Source organism: Oleiharenicola lentus (assembly GCF_051660365.1).
In the GTDB taxonomy this organism is placed as follows: Bacteria; Verrucomicrobiota; Verrucomicrobiia; order Opitutales; family Opitutaceae; genus Lacunisphaera; species Lacunisphaera lenta_A.
The window spans coordinates 924,374-937,928 of sequence record NZ_JBOZXB010000001.1 but is presented as its reverse complement, the minus strand read 5'-3'; the positions used below and the strand labels follow the sequence as shown (position 1 = coordinate 937,928).

10 protein-coding genes are annotated in these 13,555 nt (G+C 60.1%); 6 read left to right on the top strand and 4 right to left on the bottom strand.

Annotation, left to right across the window (positions count from 1 at the left end):
• Positions 1 to 105 precede the first annotated feature (105 nt).
• From ACRRQW_RS03525 to ACRRQW_RS03510, 4 genes are all read left to right on the top strand, one after another.
• Positions 106 to 1,242: a dipeptidase gene (locus ACRRQW_RS03525; RefSeq protein ID WP_438479873.1), complete on the top strand. Its 1,137-nt coding sequence runs from the start codon at positions 106 to 108 to the stop codon at positions 1,240 to 1,242.
• 177 nt (positions 1,243 to 1,419) lie between these two features.
• Complete coding sequence (locus ACRRQW_RS03520; RefSeq protein ID WP_438479872.1) at positions 1,420 to 4,299, top strand: M14 family metallopeptidase; 2,880 nt, start codon at positions 1,420 to 1,422, stop codon at positions 4,297 to 4,299.
• A 370-nt stretch (positions 4,300 to 4,669) separates the two neighbouring features.
• Entirely contained in the window at positions 4,670 to 5,743 is a 1,074-nt protein-coding gene (locus ACRRQW_RS03515) for a Gfo/Idh/MocA family protein (protein WP_438479871.1), read from the top strand.
• Positions 5,744 to 5,766: 23 nt separating this feature from the next.
• On the top strand, positions 5,767 to 6,855 hold the full coding sequence (locus tag ACRRQW_RS03510; RefSeq protein ID WP_438479870.1) for a Gfo/Idh/MocA family protein: 1,089 nt from the start codon (positions 5,767 to 5,769) through the stop codon (positions 6,853 to 6,855).
• A gap of 89 nt (positions 6,856 to 6,944) precedes the next feature.
• Here the strand turns inward: ACRRQW_RS03510 and ACRRQW_RS03505 are convergent, their stop codons facing one another.
• Positions 6,945 to 8,138, bottom strand: coding sequence for an ATP-grasp domain-containing protein (locus ACRRQW_RS03505; RefSeq protein WP_438479869.1), 1,194 nt, complete (start codon positions 8,136 to 8,138; stop codon positions 6,945 to 6,947).
• Between the two features lie 207 nt (positions 8,139 to 8,345).
• Here ACRRQW_RS03505 and ACRRQW_RS03500 point away from each other — a divergent pair, with 207 nt between their 5' ends.
• Positions 8,346 to 10,424 carry a YgiQ family radical SAM protein gene (locus tag ACRRQW_RS03500; protein WP_438482339.1) on the top strand — a complete coding sequence of 693 codons (2,079 nt, stop codon included), beginning with the start codon at positions 8,346 to 8,348 and terminating at the stop codon, positions 10,422 to 10,424.
• A 48-nt stretch (positions 10,425 to 10,472) separates the two neighbouring features.
• Here the strand turns inward: ACRRQW_RS03500 and ACRRQW_RS03495 are convergent, their stop codons facing one another.
• Genes ACRRQW_RS03495 through ACRRQW_RS03485 form a run of 3 tightly spaced genes read right to left on the bottom strand, consistent with a single transcriptional unit; the run spans position 10,473 to position 12,339 of the window.
• Positions 10,473 to 10,907 carry a TPM domain-containing protein gene (locus tag ACRRQW_RS03495; RefSeq protein ID WP_438479868.1) on the bottom strand — a complete coding sequence of 145 codons (435 nt, stop codon included), beginning with the start codon at positions 10,905 to 10,907 and terminating at the stop codon, positions 10,473 to 10,475.
• 1 nt (position 10,908) lies between these two features.
• Complete coding sequence (locus ACRRQW_RS03490; RefSeq protein ID WP_438479867.1) at positions 10,909 to 11,688, bottom strand: TPM domain-containing protein; 780 nt, start codon at positions 11,686 to 11,688, stop codon at positions 10,909 to 10,911.
• A gap of 21 nt (positions 11,689 to 11,709) precedes the next feature.
• On the bottom strand, positions 11,710 to 12,339 hold the full coding sequence (locus ACRRQW_RS03485) for a LemA family protein (protein ID WP_438479866.1): 630 nt from the start codon (positions 12,337 to 12,339) through the stop codon (positions 11,710 to 11,712).
• Positions 12,340 to 12,787: 448 nt separating this feature from the next.
• Between ACRRQW_RS03485 and ACRRQW_RS03480 the strand changes: the two genes are divergently transcribed.
• Positions 12,788 to 13,543 carry a class I SAM-dependent methyltransferase gene (locus ACRRQW_RS03480; protein WP_438479865.1) on the top strand — a complete coding sequence of 252 codons (756 nt, stop codon included), beginning with the start codon at positions 12,788 to 12,790 and terminating at the stop codon, positions 13,541 to 13,543.
• Positions 13,544 to 13,555 lie beyond the last annotated feature (12 nt).

The window sequence follows — 13,555 nt, the reverse complement described above, 5'->3', positions numbered from 1 at the left end:
TCACGCGGTGCAACTCCGGAGATGCGTTTACGACGTAAGGACTAATCTGCAGGCACAGGTGCCTTCCCCCTTGCTCCGCTTCACGGTGCGACCTTGCCTGTTCGGATGTCTCGCGCATTGCACGAACGCCTTTTTACCATCGATACCCACATCGACACACCCACGGCGGCTTTGATGCGCGATGGCTGGGATTTTGCGGCGCGGCACGAACGTGCGCAAGACGGCACGCAATGCGACTTGCCGCGCATGATCGAGGGAGGCGTGGATGCGCTGGTGTTTGCGGTCTACACCACGCAAGCGGCGCGCACCGAGAGCGGGCTGGCCCGAGCGCATGCGACGGCGTTGAAGGTGTTCGCGCGGACGCATGAGGTGATCGCGAAGAATGCGGCAAAATGTGGCGTTGCGCTCACCGCGGACGAGGCGTTGCGGTTCAAAGTCGAGGGGAAGTGCGCGTTTTTTCTGAGTATCGAAAACGCCTACAGTCTCGGTCGCGACGCGGGCAACGTGCAGAAATTCTACGACCTCGGCGTGCGCATGCTCGGTTTCACGCACATGTTAAACAACGATGTCGCCGATTCTTCGACGGATCCGCGTGGCGCGGAGTGGGGTGGGTTGAGTCCGCTCGGTCGCGAGATGGTCGCGGAAGCTAACCGCCTCGGCATCGTGCTGGATGGTTCGCATGCGTCTGACGCGGCGACGTTGGAAATGATCTCCCTTTCGCGCGCGCCGATGGTGCTCTCGCACACGGGGTGCAAAGGGGTGTGCGATCATCTGCGCAACGTGGACGACGATCTGTTGCGCGCGCTCGCGGCGAAGGGCGGTGTGATCCAGATCAACGCGTTGCCCATTGCGCTCGTGAATGCGCCGAACAATGGCCAGACGGCCGCGATCGCGGAAGTGTTGCTCCAATTAAAAGACGCCGAGCTCACGCCGGAGAAACGCGCTGAAATGAGCGTGCTGTGGAAGAAGATCGACGCGCAGTATCCGAATCCGCAGGTGACGCTCGCTGACTACATCGCGCATGTGGAGCACGCTGTTTCCGTGGTGGGCATCGATCACGTCGGCATCGGTTGCGATCTCGATGGCGGCGGTGGCATTCCGAATGAAATGGATGACGTGAGCCAGTATCCGAATCTCACCGCAGCGCTCGTCGCACGCGGTTGGTCGGCAGAGTCTCTCGCGAAACTCTGGGGCGGCAACACGCTGCGGGTGTTTCGCGAGTGTGCGCGGCTGGCGCATTGAGGTAGGGGCCGATCTCCGAGTGGCCCTTCAACATCATCGCGCGCATTCGGCCCGCCCGGAGGTCGGGCCCTACCATTTTTGCAATGCGCAAAAATTCCGTGCTTCCCCTGATGGACGCTGGCACGCCAAGTGCGTTACACTGAGCGTTTATCGCCTCCGGTTCTCAACCCACTTATTATGAAACGATCCTGTTGTCCCTCCCTTGTGCGTCGCGTGTTGGTCAGTGTGTTCGGAGCCGCCGCGCTCGCGTGTGCATCGCTCCACGCCGCCGATGCTCCGAAAATCACGCCGCCGAAAACCATTCTCGGTTTTAATATCGGTGATGACTACAAGATGATGAACTACACGCAGATTTCTGCGTTGTGGCAAAAGTGGGCAACGGAATCGAACCGCATGAAGCTGGTGAACATCGGCCTCACCGCCGAAGGCCGCCCGCAATACATGGCGATCATCTCCTCGCCGGCGAATCTCGCGAAACTCGATCACTACCGCGACATCGCCAAGAAACTCGCGATGGCCGAAGGCTTGAACGACGAGTCCGCCCGCAAACTCGCCACCGAGGGCAAGGCAGTCGTCTGGATCGACGGCGGCATGCACGCCTCCGAATCGCAGCATTCGCAAGCGCTCTCCGATTTCGTGCATCACATGCTCACGAAGACCGACGTCGAAATGATGCGGTTTCTCGATGACGTGATTCTCCTCGCGGTTAACGCGAATCCCGACGGCGTCGAAGTTGTCGCGAACTGGTATATGCGCGAAGAAGACGACAAGGCGAAGACCTTCGTCGGTCTGCCGCGCATGTATCACAAATACATCGGTCACGATAACAACCGCGACTTCTTCATGTCGTCGATGCCGGAGACCACGAACATCAACCGCGTGCTCTATCGCGAGTGGTATCCGCAAATCATGGTGAACCACCACCAAACCGGCCCGGAAGGCCAGGTCGTGTTCATCCCGCCGTTCCGCGATCCGTTTAACTATAACCTCGATCCGATGGTCGTCATCGGCATCGAACGCCTCGGCTCCGCGATGCACGAGCGTTTGATTTCCGAAGGCAAGGGCGGTTCCTCGATGCGCTCGGGCGCGAATTACTCCACCTGGTGGAATGGCGGCGGTCGCACCACGCCGTATTTCCACAACCAAATCGGCATTCTCACCGAAATCATCGGCGCGCCGACGCCCACGCCGCTCGAGTTCGCTCCGGCGAAACAACTCCCGAAGAGCGACTGGCCTCTCCCCGCGAAGCCGCAGATGTGGCACTACCGTCAATCGATGGAGTATTCGCTCACGATGAATCGCGCGATCATGGACTACGCGTCGCGCAACCGCGAAAATCTTCTCTTTAACATCTATCGCATGGGCGCGAATTCCATCCAACGCGGCAGCGCCGACAACTGGACGACGACGCCGAAGCGCATCCAAGCCGTCGTCGAAGCCGCCGCAAAGCTCGGCGAGAAAGTCGATCTCTCCGTGCGTGGCGACATGAGCCCAGGTGGCCTCAGCGGTTCCACCGTGCCGATGGATCTCTACGAAAAAGTGCTGCAAGATCCGGCGAACCGCGACCCGCGCGGCTTCATCGTGCCGGCGAATCAGGCGGATTTCCCGACGGCGGTTAAATTCATCCACGCGCTCCAGAAAAACGGCGTCGCGATTCACAAAGCCACCGCTGAATTCACCGTCGCCGGCAAAAAATATCCGGCCGGCTCCTACATCGTGAAAACCGCGCAGGCCTATCGTCCGTTCGTCATGGATATGTTCGAGCCGCAAGATCACCCGAGCGACTTCGCTTATCCAGGCGGTCCGCCGATTCCTCCTTACGACACGGCCGGCTGGACGCTGCTCAACCAAATGGGCGTCACCGCCGATCGCGTTTACGAATCGTTCGACGGTCCTTTCGTGAAGGTGGAAACCGTGCTTGAACCCGCACCTGCTGCGAAAATCACAGGTGTTGCGAAGCCGGCTGGTTACTTGATCAGCCATAAGCTCAACGACTCCGCCATCGTCACCAACCGCCTGCTCAAAGCCGGCGCGGAAGTCTACTGGCTCAAGGAAGAGCAAACCGTCGACGGTGTCGCGCTCGGCACCGGCACGATTTGGGTGCCCGCTTCGGCCACGGCGCTGCCGATTCTCGAGAAAGCGGCGAAAGACCTCGGCGTCGGCGCCATCGGCGTTGCAACGAAGCCGGTTGGCGAATCGCTCAAACTCAAACCCATCCGCATCGGCCTCGTCGATCTTTACGGCGGCGTGATGCCTTCTGGTTGGGTGCGCTGGTTGCTCGAGCAATACGAGTTCAACTTCGAGATGGTTTATCCGCAGGTGCTCGACGCCGGTGATCTCAAGAAGAGCTTCGATGTGATCGTTTTCCCGAGCCAGACGTTCGCGCAAGGTTCGCGCGGCGGCGACATGAACCGCATCATGGCGCGTCTCAATAAATACGTCGGCATGGGCATGGCCGGTGGCGGTGGTGGCAGCTACAGCCCGCCGGCCGATCGCGTGCCGGAAGAATTCCGCAGCATGCTCGGCACCATTTCGCAGGCGAAGACCGTTCCTCCGCTCAAGACCTTCGTTGAACAAGGCGGCACGATTGTCGGTCTCGGATCGTCCGCAGTCATGGGTGACGCGATGGGCTTGCCGGTGAAAAACCAACTCGTCGAAAAGAACGACAACGGCGAGGAAGTGGCTCTGCCGCGCACGAAGTATTACATCCCCGGCGGCATCCTCCGCGCGGCGATCGACAATACCAACCCGGTCGCTTACGGCATGCCGAAAGACGGGATGATCTTCTTCGACAACAGCCCGGTGTTCAGCCTCGTCCCCGGCAGCAGCGTGAAGACGAATGCGTTCGTCACGTTCACTGAAGACAAGCCGCTCTACAGCGGCTGGGCCGTTGGCGAACAATATTTGAAGGGCGGCAGCGTCGCCACCGAAGCCAGCCTCGGCAACGGCAAGATCGTCTTGCTCGGCCTCGAAGCGACCTTCCGTGCGACGACGCACGGCACGTTCAAGTTGTTCTTCAACTCGCTCTACTACGGTTCGGCCACGAGCACGAAGTAATGCAAAGAAAGTAGGGGCGATTATCCTTAACTGCCCTTTCTGAATCTCAGCCGCCTCGGAGAAATCCAAGGCGGCTTTTTTTATGGAGGCCGGGCCATCAGCCCCGCGAGGCATGGGCTTCGCGAGCGATAACTCGCGGGGCTGGTGGCCCCGCCTCCAAATTGCCATCCTGTAGGTCGCGCGCGAACTCGCAACCTGCCAAAACTGTCGCGATTTCGTCTCGGCTAATTGGCGCGTAACTCAGCCGGGAAATTTTCATTTATTTTCAGAAGCTGCGGGCTTGCTCGCGGGCGGGGTGCATCCACCGTCGCGTCGTCGGGAAGAATAAACGCGAACCCCTCGCGCGGTTTCCGACGAAACTCTGCTTTCTATGGCTTCGAAGAAATGGCGCATCGCGGGAATCAATTTCGATTTTCGCCACATGGATCACTTGCTCGCGTATGCGCACCAGGCGCGCAACGCCGAGATCGTCGGCATCAGCCACCATGATCCGAAGGAAATGCAGCACGTGATCACTCACTGCGCAATTCCGCCGGAGCGCGTGTTCACCGACTGGCGCGCGTGTCTCGAACAGACGAAACCCGACGTCGTGATTCTGTGTCCGGCCAGCGGCGCGCACGCGGAGTGGGTGGAAAAAGTCGCGCCGTTTGGCGTGCACGTGCTGATTGAAAAACCGTTCGCCGGAAACCTCGCGCAAGCCGACCGCATGATCGCCGCGATGAAAAAAGCGCGCCGCCGGCTCGCGATCAACTGGCCACTCGCGTGGTATCCCTGTCACGTCACCGCGCACCGTTTGCTCAGTCAAGGTGTCATCGGCGAGTTGCAGGAAATTCATTTCTACGACGGCAACCGTTCGCCGATCCAGGATCGTTCGCAGCCGGGCCTGCCTTCACCGACGACCGCGCAGAAGAAAGCGAGTTGGTTCTACGATTCCAATGGCGGCGGTTCGCTCGTGGATTATCTCGGCTACGGCGTCACGCTCGGCACGTGGTTTTTCAACGGCAGGAAACCGACGGAAATCTCGACGCTGACCGCGACCGGTAAAGGCCTGCCCGTCGACGAACAAAGCATGACCATCGCGCGCTACGGCGACTGGCTGTCCACGTTTCACACGCGCTGGGGCACCTTTACCGATCCGTGGGAAAACCAACCGCAACCGAAATGCGGCTTCGTCCTCAAAGGCAGCGAAGGCACGATTGCGAACTACGATTACGAGCCGACGATCCGCTTGCAGACGCGCAAACATCCGGAAGGAAAAGTCGTCGCGGTCGATAAGCTCAAAAAACCGCACCTCAATCCGGTGCACTATTTTCTGCACTGCCTCGAAACCGGCGCGCCGATCGAAGGACCGATCTCCGTCGAGACGAGCCGCATCGGCCAGCAAATCGTCGATACCGCCGCTCGCAGCGCGAAGCTGCGCAAGCCGCTCAAATTAATTTCCTGAGTCACTCTTTCATTTTTTCATCCGTGTCCCCAACCACTGCGAAAGTAATGCGCGTCCCCAAGCTTGATTATCGTCCGCGCGGTCCGCGCCGTCCGCGTCAGCATAAATTCGGCATGATCGGCTGCGGCGCGATTTCCGCGTTTCATCTGACGGCAGCAAAATCGTTCGGCATCGAGATCGTCGCGTTGGCCGACATCGATCTCGAAGCTGCGAAAAAACGCCGCGATGAATTTGCGCCTAAGGCTGCGGTTTATGCCGACTACCGCGAACTGCTGGCGCGCGACGACATTACGATCGTCGACATCGCCACGCACACGGCGGTGCGCCAAGGCCAGATCGAAGACGCCCTCAGAGCGCGCAAACACACGCTCAGCCAAAAACCGTTCACCTTCGATATCGACGCCGGCAAACGCCTCGTGAAGTTGGCGAAGAAAAACCGCGTGCAACTCGGCGTGAATCAAAATGCGCGTTGGGCGCCGCACTTCTCCGCCTTGTTGGGCGCCGTGCGCGCGGGATTGCTGGGCGACATCCACACGTTGGACATGGCGATGCAGTGGGATCACACGTGGGTGCGCGGCTCGAAGTTTGCGGAATTGCATCACCTGATCCTGAGTGACTTCGCGATTCATTGGTTCGACATCGCGGCGCAGACTTTTGGCGACCGTCGTGCGCGCACAGTGTTCGCGAATTCGGTGAAAGCGCCGAATCAGGATTTGAAAATCCCGATGTTGTCGAATGTCGCGGTGAATTTCGGCGACGGCCTCGCGACGATCGCATTCAGCGCGTATAATACGCTCGATCCGCAATCGGAGTCGCTCTGCTGTGTCGGGTCGAAAGGTGTCCTCCGTGGCGCGGGTCCGCTCTACAGTTTGCCCGCACTCGATCTGATTACGAAGAAAGGCACCGTGAAAATACCGCTCGAAGGAAAGTGGTTTCCGGATGGCTTCCGCGGGACGCTCGGGGAGTTCCTGCGCGCGATCGAAGAAGACCGCGAATCCACGATCAACGCCGCGAATAATCTGCGCAGTCTCGAATTATGTTTCGCCGCCCTCGCGAGCGCCGACACCGGCCAACCGCAAGTCCCCGGGAAGGTGAAGATCGGCCGGCTGTGACGCAGGTAGGGCCCGACCTCCGGGCGGGTCGTGGGCATTCGCGAATTTAATCGGCCTGCCCGGAGGTCAGGCCCTACCGCGAAAAAATTTCAATCCGTTGCCTTGTCCGGTGCGGGCGCGCTGGCATGAAAATCGCGCTGCACGCGCGCAAGGTAGTCGGCCTGCAATTGCTCCACGCGGGCATGACTCGGCGAACGCCACACGAGAGCGACGTGATGGCGTTTGGGAATGCGCAACACGACTTCGGGCTCGGAAAACGAATTGAGATCGGGCCATTCCTGTCGTGCGAGTGACACGAGCAAGCCGGCGTAGTCTTTGCGATATTCCGGCACGCGATAGTAGTCCTCGCGGAGTTCCACTTTCGCCCACTCGCGCCAGAGGTTGAGTCCCGTCGCGGCTTCGATGAGGTCCATGATATTCGCACCGCCGACTCGCGCCGAGGTTTCGAGAAAATGAAAGGTTCCGTCATTCGCGCGAATGAACTCGGTGTGAGAAGCGCCGCGGAAATGGCCCATGGCTTTCAGCACGGCCGCGTTGGCCGCGACGAGCGCGCGTTCCTCGGCTGAGCCATATTCGCAGACCGCCGAGGAAAAAATCCCACCACCGTGCATGACTGCGAGCGGCGGAGCCCCATAGCGGCAGGCGATCGAAAACACGACTTCGCCGCGCGAGATGAGCGAGTCGACGTGATAAACGCGTCCGGGCACAAAGGTTTCCAGCAGGTGAAACGATTGCTGGTCGCCCAGCGCTTCAAGCGCCGGCCAGAGATTTTCCGAGCGCTCGATTTTTTTGATGCCCAGGGCCGAGGCGGAGAAACGCGGCTTGAGCAACCACGGGCCCGGTTTCTGCCGCATGAATTCGGCGACGAGTCCATGATTTACCACCGGCGCGAAATCAGGCACTGGCAGGCCGGCTTCGCGGGCTTTGAGGCGCATCGCGAGTTTGTCGCGAAAGTAGCGCGCGGTCGTGTCGCCCATGCCGGGCACGCGCAAATGCTCGCGGAGCGCGGCCGCAGTTTCGACATCGAAGTCATCAAGCGCGACGATGCGGTCGAGCTGGCGGTGGCGCGCGAGGTAGCTGACGCCTTTGATGACATCGTCGCGGTTCCACACCTTGCCGACGTCGGGCATATAGAAAATTTCGTCGACCTCTGCCGGCCAGTCCGAGCCTTCCAGCGATTTGGAGGTGAGCAGCAATACGTTCCAGCCCTCGGCTTTGGCAGCCTTCATGAATTCGTGGCCTTTATGAAAACTCGCGAGGCAAAGAATAGTGCGGGTGCTCATGCGCGAATCGAGCATGTGCAGGATGTATGCCCGTGCGCGAGCGGGTTTTGCGCACAAATCGCTCGCAGTGAGCACTTGGCGGTGGCGAGTGTGCGCGGGCTTGCACCTTCGGGCAGCTTGGTCAGCTTCCGCGCTGAAGATCCAGTGAACGAAAACACTTCCAGTCCGGCTGCCGCCAGCGGCACCAAAGTTTACTCGCACGAACCCGTGTGGGACGCGAAGCGCTGGCTGCCGACGACCGCGGACGAGATGAAGGCACGCGGCTGGGATTACGTGGATGCGATTATTGTGTCGGGTGACGCTTACGTGGATCACCCGGCGTTTGGCACCGCGGTCATCGGGCGCTTGCTTGAAGCGGAAGGGCTGCGCGTCGCCATCATCGCGCAACCGAACTGGCGCGACGACCTGCGCGATTTTAAAAAATTTGGCACGCCGCGCCTGTTTTTCGGCGTAACCGCCGGGTGCATGGATTCGATGGTGAATCGCTACACGGCGGCGAAAAAACTGCGTAGCGAGGATGCCTACACGCCGGGCGGTGAGCACGGTTTCCGACCGGATTACGCGACGACGGTTTACTGCCAGGTGTTGAAGAAAATTTATCCCGAGGTGCCGATCATGATTGGCGGCATCGAGGCGAGCCTGCGCCGCGTGACGCATTTCGATTACTGGTCGGATACGTTGAAGCCTTCGATTCTCGCCGACAGTGGCGCGGACTTGTTGGTGTATGGCATGGGTGAATTGCCGCTGAAGGAAGTGGTGCGCTTGCTGAAACGCGGCGTGCCGTTTGCGTCGCTTAAAACGGTTCCGCAGACCGCCGTGTTGTTGTCGGAAGAAACCAAAGTCCCGAAAAACGAAAACTGGGACGACTTCACGTTGCACACGCACGAGGAGTGTCTCGAAGACCGCGCGCTCTACGCGAAGAATTTCAAAGACATCGAAACGGAATCGAACCGCGTGAAAGCGCGCCGCCTGCTGCAGCCAACGAATGGCCGCATGCTCGTCGTGAATCCGCCATTCCCGACGATGACGGAGAAGGAAATCGATAAGGCGTTCGATCTGCCTTATACGCGGTTGCCGCATCCGAAGTATCGCAAGCGCGGACCGATCCCCGCCTACGAAATGATCAAGCACTCGATCAATATGCACCGCGGGTGCTTCGGCGGCTGCAGCTTTTGCACGATTTCGGCGCATCAAGGAAAGTTCGTCGCGTCGCGTTCGAAGGAATCGATTTTGCGCGAAGTTGAATCGATCAAACAGATGCCGGATTTCCGCGGCACGATTAGCGATCTCGGCGGTCCGTCGGGAAACATGTATAAGATGAAGGGCAAACAGCAGTGGATCTGCGACGAGTGCGTGCGCCCGAGCTGCATCTGGCCCGATGTGTGTCGCAATCTCGACACGGATCACACGGCGCTCCTCGATATCTACAAATCTGTGCGTGAAACCGAGGGCGTTAATCACGCTTATGTTTCGAGCGGGATCCGCTACGATCTTTTCCTGCACGACAAAGGCACGACGCCGGAGGTGAAGGAGAGTCACGAGCGCTACATCGAGGAACTCGCGGCGCACCACGTGCCCGGCCGCATCAAAGTCGCGCCGGAGCACACCAGCGATCACGTGCTGCGCATCATGCGCAAACCGACGTTCGATCTCTTCTACAAGTTCAAGGAGAAGTTCGACCGGGCCGCCGCCAAAGCTGGCAAGCCCGACACGCCGGTGATCCCGTATTTTATTTCGTCGCATCCAGGCTCGCGTCCGGAAGACATGGCCGAGCTCGCATTGAAGACGAAGGATCTCGGTTTCCGTCTTGAGCAAGTGCAGGACTTCACGCCGACGCCGATGACGGTTGCCACCGAAATCTACGCGACGGGCGTGCATCCTTACGATTCCAAGCCGGTGAGCGTGGCCCGCACGCCTGAGGAAAAACAGGAGCAACGCAGTTTCTTTTTTTGGTATAAACCCGAAATGAAGAATGCGCTGCGCAGTTCGATGCAGCGCCTCGGTCTTGGCGAAATGGCGAAGCGCTTGCTCGACGGAAAACAAAAAACGGTCGACGTCACGCCGCCGCCGCACATCACGCCCTGCGGCATGCAAGTGCCCGGCAAACGCCTCGCCGCCGCAACGCACAAGCCCGGCAAAGGCAACGCGGGTTCAGTGAAGACAGGTTTCGCGCACCTCGCGCAACCGCAGCCGCCCTGCGGCGGTGGGCAAGGGCAGGGTGGTGGGCACGCTTCGGCACCTGCGCCGAAACCGTCTAAGAAGTTTTTCGACAAACGGGATCGCTGAGCGGTGCTTGAAGGTGGAGCCCGCACTCCTTGCAGGCTAAACGACCTCTCAGATCACTTCTACGCGGTTCGACAACTCGTTCGCATCGTCGTCACGGCGTGGGAAATGCTCACCGAGTAACTTGCCCGCTTTCGCGATGCCGTGCACGAGGCCGTCATGGTATTTGCCGAGCTTGAAGTGCTCGCCGAGCACGTCGGCGAGCTCGCGCCAGAATGTGTCGCCGCATTTCGCGTGCACGCCGACATCGCCGATGACCGCGTAGGTTTGGGATTTCGGCGCGATGAAAATGAGCACGCTGTTGCGATCACGCGTCTCGTCCATATCGAGCCGATCGAACTCGGAGCGCGCGGCTGCGATCGCGTCGGGAGCGTCGCAATTGGCAACGACGACGCGTATCTCGCCGGACGTGTGCAGCTCCGCTTTGGTAATCGCGGCTTCGATTGATGAGTGGTCGAGCGCTTGGATGAAATCCGCTTTTTTCATGTTACCAACGTCCTCCCGCGCCACCGCCGCCAAAGCTGCCCCCGCCGCCGGAAAATCCGCCACCACCACCTCCGCTCCAGCCACCGCCCCCTTGGGGCGGACCCATCCAGAACCCGCCCGAGCTGCGGCGCCCGACGCGCGGCGAACCGAAGACAGTGTTGCGACGTGCGCCACGGAAAACCTGGCTGAGCAAGATCATGACTACGACCAGGCCGATGAATGCGCCCGAGGGCGCCACGCCACGATTGTTTCCACGCGAACGATCCGCCTGGGTGCGGCCCGTGCCCTGATATTCGCCCTTGGTTGCGGCGATCATCGCATCGACCGCTGCGCGCATTCCGCCATCGATATCGCCGCGCCGGAAGCGTGGCACGATTTCGTTTTCGATGATGCGTTTGGCGGTGGCGTCGGGCAGCACGCTTTCCAACCCGTAGCCGACTTGGATAAATACCTCGCGCTCCTTCATGAAGAGAAACAGCACTGCGCCGTTGTCGCGCTTTGCCTGGCCGACGCGCCACGCCTCGGCGACGCGCACGGTGTAATCTTGCACGGAGGAATCGCTCTCCATGCGCGGGAACAGGGCTACAAGTAACTGATTCGAGGTGGTCCGCTCGTATTGTTCGAGCTTCGTGTTGAGCGCGTTCGCGGTGTCGACCGAGACGACATTAGCATAGTCGTTGAAATACTTCGCCGGCGCCGGCGGGATGCGCTCGGCGGCGAAGCTCGCGCCTGCTGTGAGCAGTAACGCGGCTAGCGCGAGTAAGGGGGCGAAAAATTTCAAGGGAGTCTGCACGCGCGCTGGTTAAGGTTTTGCCGGCGCAGGCTTGGAGAAATCGCCGAACTCGACTGCTGGCGGACGCTCCGCGCCCGGCGTCGCAGTGAAATAAGCTTTTTCTTTGAAGCCGAACAGGCCGGCAAAGAACGCTGCGGGCACGCGTTTGATCGCGGCGTTGTAGTCACGGGCGAGTTCGTTGAAGCGACCACGCTCGACCGAGATGCGGTTCTCTGTGCCTTCGAGTTGCGCCTGGAGATCCTGAAAATTCGCCGTGGCTTTAAGCGACGGGTAATTTTCAGAGACGACGAGCAGGCGCGACAGCGCGGAGCTTAACTGGCCTTGCGCGCGATCGAATTCCGCGAGCTGTGCTGCATCGGTGGGCGCGCCGCTGGAGTTGATCTGCACCTTGCCGACGGAAGCGCGGGCGTTGGTGACTTCGGTGAGCGTCGATTTCTCGAAGTTCGCGGCGCCGCTCACAGTTGCGACGAGGTTGGGCACGAGGTCGGCGCGACGTTGGTAGACATTCTGCACTTGGGCCCACTGCGCGTCGACGGCTTGGGAGCGATCAACGAGTTTGTTGTAAACGCCGCTTACATACAGGGCGATGGCGACGGCGAATGCGACAAGGATGCCGATGACGATGAGGAATGTTTTCATGGATTACGCGGTGAGTGATGCGGGCATTTGTGCGACAGCGCAAGTGAGCGGGAGTTACACGCGGGAAGATAGTTTCGACCCGGCGGCGTTTCGCGGTGGATCTGCGAAAATCTGAACCTGAGGTAAACCGCCCAGCACAGTCACGCGGTGATTGTTGCGCGGCACTGTGCTGGCAGTGGGCGGCAATTTGGATTTGCACGGCCGCGGCGGATTTATCATCAACAGCGCACGTGAACTCCAACCGCTCCATCCGCGTAGCTTCCGCGACTGCCATTATGGCAGCCGGCAAACGCGTTTGGCTCCCTCTCAGGGCTCAGCGATTCAAGGTGCACTGCGCATAGCGCAACCGAAACAAAAACCACCTTCCAATCACCGCTGAGCCCGACTCCCAACCGAGTCGGGTTTTTTATTTTCCAAATTTCCTCCACCCACCGTCTCCGTTCACACCATGTCCCTCCTGACAGCACCTGCTCCTCGTTCCCAACTGGAACTGCCCGCCGTGTCGTTCTTCGGACGCACCTTTGAAGAATACACGCGGTTCTTCGATCTTAACCCCAACGCGCTTTACCGGCTCGCCGTGCTCGACGTCGCCGCCGGGCCGTCGTCGTTCGCCGCCGAAGCGCAGCGGCGCGGCATCGAGACCACCGCCGTCGATCCGCTCTACGCGGAGCCGCACCGCTCGCTCTCCGCGCGGGTGCGCACGGACTATGCAAAGATGTTTTCCCAGATGCGGGCGAAGCCGCGGCTGTTTAAATTGAAATCGTTTACGTCGATCGATGCAGCGGAGATCGACCGTCGCGCCGCGGCGCGGAGATTTCTCGCCGACTACGAGGGCAATGTCCGGCATGCGCGCTACGTGCGCGCGTCGTTGCCGTCGCTCCCGTTTCTCGATCAGAGCTTCTCGCTCGTGCTCTGTGCGCACTTGCTCTTCATCTACGCAGCACAGTTCGATTACGACTGGCACCTCGCGGCGTGCAAAGAACTCGTGCGCGTCGCCACGCGTGAAGTAAAAATCCATCCCGTGTGCGGCGCGGACGGAAAACCTTATCCGCAACTCGAGCGCCTGCGCGCGGATCTCGCAGTCGAAGGCATCTCGAGTGAAGTGGTGCGCGTGAATTACGAATTTTTCGCCGGCGGCCACAGCATGCTCGTGCTGCGTCGTGACCGGATGCTGAAGCGCTCGGTCGTGATGATTGCGGCCTGAGGACGAGTCTGC

Bases quoted from the DNA above. Each gene is read 5' to 3' on its own strand.
- ACRRQW_RS03525 (WP_438479873.1), top strand. From the start codon at position 106: ATGTCTCGCGCATTGCACGAACGCCTTTTTACCATCGATACCCACATC.
- ACRRQW_RS03520 (WP_438479872.1), top strand. From the start codon at position 1,420: ATGAAACGATCCTGTTGTCCCTCCCTTGTGCGTCGCGTGTTGGTCAGT.
- ACRRQW_RS03515 (WP_438479871.1), top strand. From the start codon at position 4,670: ATGGCTTCGAAGAAATGGCGCATCGCGGGAATCAATTTCGATTTTCGC.
- ACRRQW_RS03505 (WP_438479869.1), bottom strand. From the start codon at position 8,138: ATGAGCACCCGCACTATTCTTTGCCTCGCGAGTTTTCATAAAGGCCAC.
- ACRRQW_RS03495 (WP_438479868.1), bottom strand. From the start codon at position 10,907: ATGAAAAAAGCGGATTTCATCCAAGCGCTCGACCACTCATCAATCGAA.
- ACRRQW_RS03485 (WP_438479866.1), bottom strand. From the start codon at position 12,339: ATGAAAACATTCCTCATCGTCATCGGCATCCTTGTCGCATTCGCCGTC.
- ACRRQW_RS03480 (WP_438479865.1), top strand. From the start codon at position 12,788: ATGTCCCTCCTGACAGCACCTGCTCCTCGTTCCCAACTGGAACTGCCC.